General features: G+C 41.1%; 3 protein-coding genes. All 3 read left to right on the top strand.

Annotated features, from left to right (window positions below):
* Nucleotides 1–1,150: endonuclease/exonuclease/phosphatase family protein (locus EO766_RS17700; protein ID WP_287101713.1), on the top strand; the 1,150-nt coding region annotated here is incomplete at its 5' end.
* Nucleotides 1,151–1,247: 97 nt separating this feature from the next.
* A complete protein-coding gene (gene cysS, locus EO766_RS17705; RefSeq protein WP_074419478.1) occupies nt 1,248–2,753 on the top strand; it encodes a cysteine--tRNA ligase in 1,506 nt (501 codons plus the stop codon).
* A 189-nt stretch (nt 2,754–2,942) separates the two neighbouring features.
* Nucleotides 2,943–5,020 (top strand): hypothetical protein (locus EO766_RS17710; protein ID WP_287101715.1); only part of this gene is annotated, 2,078 nt, incomplete at its 3' end.

Raw genomic sequence — 5,020 nt, forward strand, 5'->3', positions numbered from 1 at the left:
CTTTTGCCCTTCCACCAACAATTGTTATTTTTATGCAATGGCATTGGCATTCATCAGGCCTTTTATAAAACGTATAGTAATTGGTATTAACCTGCTGGTCATTTTTATTTACTTACTGGGCTGTTTAAGTCCGTGGGTAAACCCCGTATATTTTACCCCCATCAGCTTTATTGCCATTACCATGCCCTACCTGGCTTTAATCCTCATTTTTGCTGCTATTTTCTGGATTATCGTAAAGCCGAAATATGTGTGGATGCCGCTGCTGGCACTATTACTCAGCTATCAGCAAATACAGGTAATGTTTGCCGGTAACATAAAAGAAGGATTTTCAAAAACAAAACCTGCCGGCAGTTTGCGCATCATTAGCTGGAATGTGCAAAGCTTTAATGGCCTCAGTAAAAGCAAGGCTGCTAAACAACAGGTGCGTACCGATCTGGCCCTCACTATTCAAAAACTCAATGCCGATGTGGTTTGCATGCAGGAGTTTAACCATGCCGACAATGCCAATCCAACAGCTAATAATATTGGCTTGTTCGCTGATAGTTTTCCCTATCATTGCTTCTCGAAAGACTATCGCCGCAACAATCACTATCATTCAGGCTGTATCATCTTTTCCAAATACCCCATTATCCGTTCCGAACGCATCCCCTTTAAAACAGCCGAAAGCCTTATTTATGCCGATATTGTAAAAGGCTACGATACCATACGGGTTTTCACCACCCATTTGCAATCTTATAAATTTAACCAGGATGATTATGATGGCATGGAGAAAATTAAACAACAAAATGAAGAAGCACTGGCTGCCTCCAAAGGCATTATTCAAAAAATGCTACTGGCTTTTAGAAGAAGAACCGCACAGGCCATCATTGTAAAAAACAAATTGAACGAAAGCCCTTATCCTTATTTAATTTGTGGCGATTTTAATGATGTGCCCAACAGCTTTACTTATTTCCATATTCGTGAAAACATGCAGGATGCTTTTTTGGCAAAAGGTTTTGGCATTGGCCGCAGTTTTATTAGCCTTGCACCAACACTGCGTATTGACTATATTTTAACCGACCCTCATTTTGCCATCCGGCAATTTGATATGGTTGATGAAGACCTAAGCGATCATATTATGCTGGTAAGTGATGTGGCACTGAAAAAATAAAACCCCTTTCCCGCTTTATATTCCGTTTGCTGCTACTGCAACGATTGGCTACTTTTGCAGCCTGTAATTGAATAATGACCGCTATTTAAATATTTCTATGCCTTTACAATTGTACAATACCCTTACCCGCAAAAAAGAAGTGTTTACCCCCATTACGCCGGGACTCGTGGGCTTATATGTTTGTGGACCAACTGTTAGCGGCGAAAGCCATTTGGGCCATGCACGCCCTTATATTAGTTTCGATATTCTGTATCGCTATTTTTTACACTTAGGTTATAAAGTACGGTATGTACGCAATATTACCGATGCCGGTCATTTTGAAGAAGAAGGCCGCGCCGCAGAAGATAAAATTAGCAGTAAAGCTATGTTGGAAAAATTAGAACCCATGGAGCTGGTGCAGAAATACACCAACCTGTTTCATTGGGCCATGCAACAATTCAATACCCTGCCACCCAGTATAGAACCCACTGCTACCGGTCATATTGTAGAGCAAATTAATATGATTCAACAAATTATTGCCGATGGCTATGCTTATGTTGTAAATGGTTCGGTTTATTTTGATGTGGCAAAGTACAATACCGATTTTTCTAAAATTGGCCAACCCTATGGCATACTCAGTGGCAGAAATATTGAAGAACAGTTAGAAACTACCCGCCAATTAGAAAATCAGGACGAAAAAAGAAACAAAAACGATTTTGCGTTGTGGAAAAAGGCCCCGCCCGAACACATTATGCGCTGGACCAGCCCCTGGGGCGAGGGCTTTCCCGGTTGGCATATTGAATGTTCGGCCATGAGTACCAAATATTTGGGTAAACAATTTGATATACATGGCGGAGGGATGGATTTGGAGTTCCCGCACCATGAATGCGAAATTGCCCAAAGCTCGGTTTGCAACCATCAACCTCCTGCCCGTTATTGGGTGCACAATAACATGATTACCATTAATGGTAAAAAAATGGGTAAAAGCTATAACAACGTGATTAAATTGACCGAGTTGTTTAGTGGCAATCATCCCATTTTAGAACAGGCATACCATCCCATGACCATCCGTTTCTTTATCCTGCAATCACATTACCGCTCTACCCTCGATTTTAGCAATGAAGCCCTGCAGGCATCAGAAAAAGCATTAAAACGTTTGTGGGAAGCCTATTCTAATTTATTGGCATTATCCTTACCCGATAATGATGTAGCCGGAGATGTTGAGTTAGACAAAAAAGTGCAGGAACAAATAGATGAATTTTCTGTGTTTATGGACGATGACCTAAGCACTGCCAAAGTATTGGCCAATATGTTTGAGCTGGCACCTGTTATCAATGCCCTAAAAAACAAACAATTACCAGCCAATTGTTTAACATCGGCCACCCTACTGCGCTTACAACAACAAATGAAACTATTTTTAGAAGATATTTTCGGATTACAAAATCCAATACCCGCTTACAATGGCAAACTAAATCAGGTAATGGATTTATTGTTGCAACTACGCAAACAGGCCAAAGCAAAAAAAGATTTTGTAACCAGCGATACCATCCGGAATGAATTATTGGCCCTGGGCATTCAAATTAAAGATGAAAAAGATGGCTCCATGAGTTACAGCATACTTTAAGCTGGCCTATTCTTCCCGCTTTAATAAAATTATAACCCAACCTGCTTATTTTTATAAGTAGGTTTGTTTTTTAGCACACATCAAAATAGTGTTTATTTGCTATATTGCTTGTTTAAAAACCATGAGGCATTTTCTTATGCCTTTTTTGAATAGAAAGCAATTACATCTCGTCAAAATAAATTGTATTACATGAACAAAATGCTTGCTGTTTTAGGCTTTTGCACACTGCTTAGCTTTTCATCTTCTACAAAAGCACAGGTATTAGACTCTATGATGGATGTGTATGCCAACAGGTATCCTCAGGAAAAAATACATATTCAGTTCGATAAGGGAGCATACAATAAAGGCGAAACCATTTGGTATAAAGCCTATTTAATGACAGGCATTGACCTTTCGTTTATCAGCAAAAACTTTTATGTAGACTGGTATGATGCATCGGGCACCTTACTCATGCATTCTGTAGCACCGCTTTTTCAGGCCACCGCTTCGGGCTCGTTTGAAGTGCCGACCAATTACAGCGGAAAAACCCTGCAATTAAGGGCTTACACTCGTTGGATGCTGAATTTTGATACCGTTTTTTTGTATCAGCGTTCCATTCCCGTAATACAACCACAGGTTAAAGCCAATATTATCTTGCCGAAAACACAGGTATACCTGTTCCCCGAAGGAGGTAATCTGGTAGAAGGGCTGAATAGCCGCGTTGCCTTTAAAGCTACCGATCAGTTTGGCAATCCTGTATATATTAAAGGGGCCATTAAAAACAACCATCAGGCATTGGTAGATTCGTTTTTAACGGAACATGATGGCATGGGCAGCTTTTCAGTTGAACCCAAAGCCGGCGAAACCTATCAAATTAACTGGTTAGATGAAAATGGCCAAACCGGCACAACCGCATTACCTGCCGCATTACCCAACGGTGCCACCCTTTCTGTACAACCCGCCAGCGATAAAGCCATTGTATTTGTAGAGCGCACCGCCAAGGATGATCCTTTGTACAAAACCATGTATCTCATGGCGCAAATGAATCAGCAATTAGTGTACAAATCAAGAATTAATTTTTCGGCTAAAACCAGTGTAGTGGCCGATTTGCCTACGACAGAATTACCCACCGGCATTTTGCAAATTACATTGTTTAATGCCAACTGGCAGCCTGTGGCAGAAAGAATTGTTTTTGTGAATAATGAAAACTATATCTTCAACCCCCGCATCAGCACGCCATTGGTAAATTTAGATAAACGCGGAAAAAACACCATTGAGTTTTTTGTATCTGATACTGCTTTTGCCAATATGTCTATTGCCGTTACCGATGCCGATGTGCCGGTAGATGATAAACATTCTATTTACTCGGATTTTTTATTGAGTGATGATATTAAAGGCAAAGTACACAATCCGGCTTATTACTTTTCCAGCGATGCTGACAGTGTTACCCATCATTTAGATTTGGTGATGATGACCAATGGATGGCGCCGTTACAACTGGAGCGATTTGGCAGCACAAAAAGTACCCAATATTAAATTTCCCCCGGAAACCAACTATTTAAAAATAGAAGGTAAAGTGTATGGCAGTAATTATACCGGTGGCGAATCTTCTTTTTTAAATGTGATTGTACAAGGGAAAGACAGCAGTAAACAGTTTTTATTATTACCCGTGCATAAAGATGGTTCATTTGAACAGGATGGTGTTTTCTTTTACGATACCGTTAAACTGTTTTACATGCTCAATGGCAAACGCAGTGGCAATAGCGGTGCAGTAGTTAGTTTTTCAAACGGGTTATTTAACCTGCAACCCCGTTATGTAAACATCAGCAGCAGTTTAACCAACTGGACAGATAGTATGGCACTGCGCCGTATGCAATATTTTATGGAAGAACAGGAAAGGCTGCGCAAATTAATGGCCTCTGCAACGCTGCAGGAAGTAACTGTACGTGCTAAGGTAAAAAGTGCCTTACAGGTACTGGATGAAAAATATGCAACAGGCCTCTTCTCCGGCGGCGATAGTTATGGGTTTGATGTTATGGACGACCCTCGGGCCAATGGCGCATTAGATGTATTTACTTACCTGCAGGGGCAGGTAGCAGGCTTACAAATTAATTATGGCGGCGGAACGCCCACTTTAACCTGGCGGGGCAGCACACCCGATTTATATTTAGATGAAAGTCCGGCTCAGCCCGATATGATTCAAAGCCTACCCATTACAGATATTGCGTACATCAAAGTATTTCGCCCACCTTTCTTTGGCTCCATGGGCGGTGGCAGTGGTGGTGCCAT

The sequence above is a fragment of the Hydrotalea sp. AMD genome (assembly GCF_004100315.1).
GTDB classification, from domain to species: domain Bacteria; phylum Bacteroidota; class Bacteroidia; order Chitinophagales; family Chitinophagaceae; genus Hydrotalea; species Hydrotalea flava.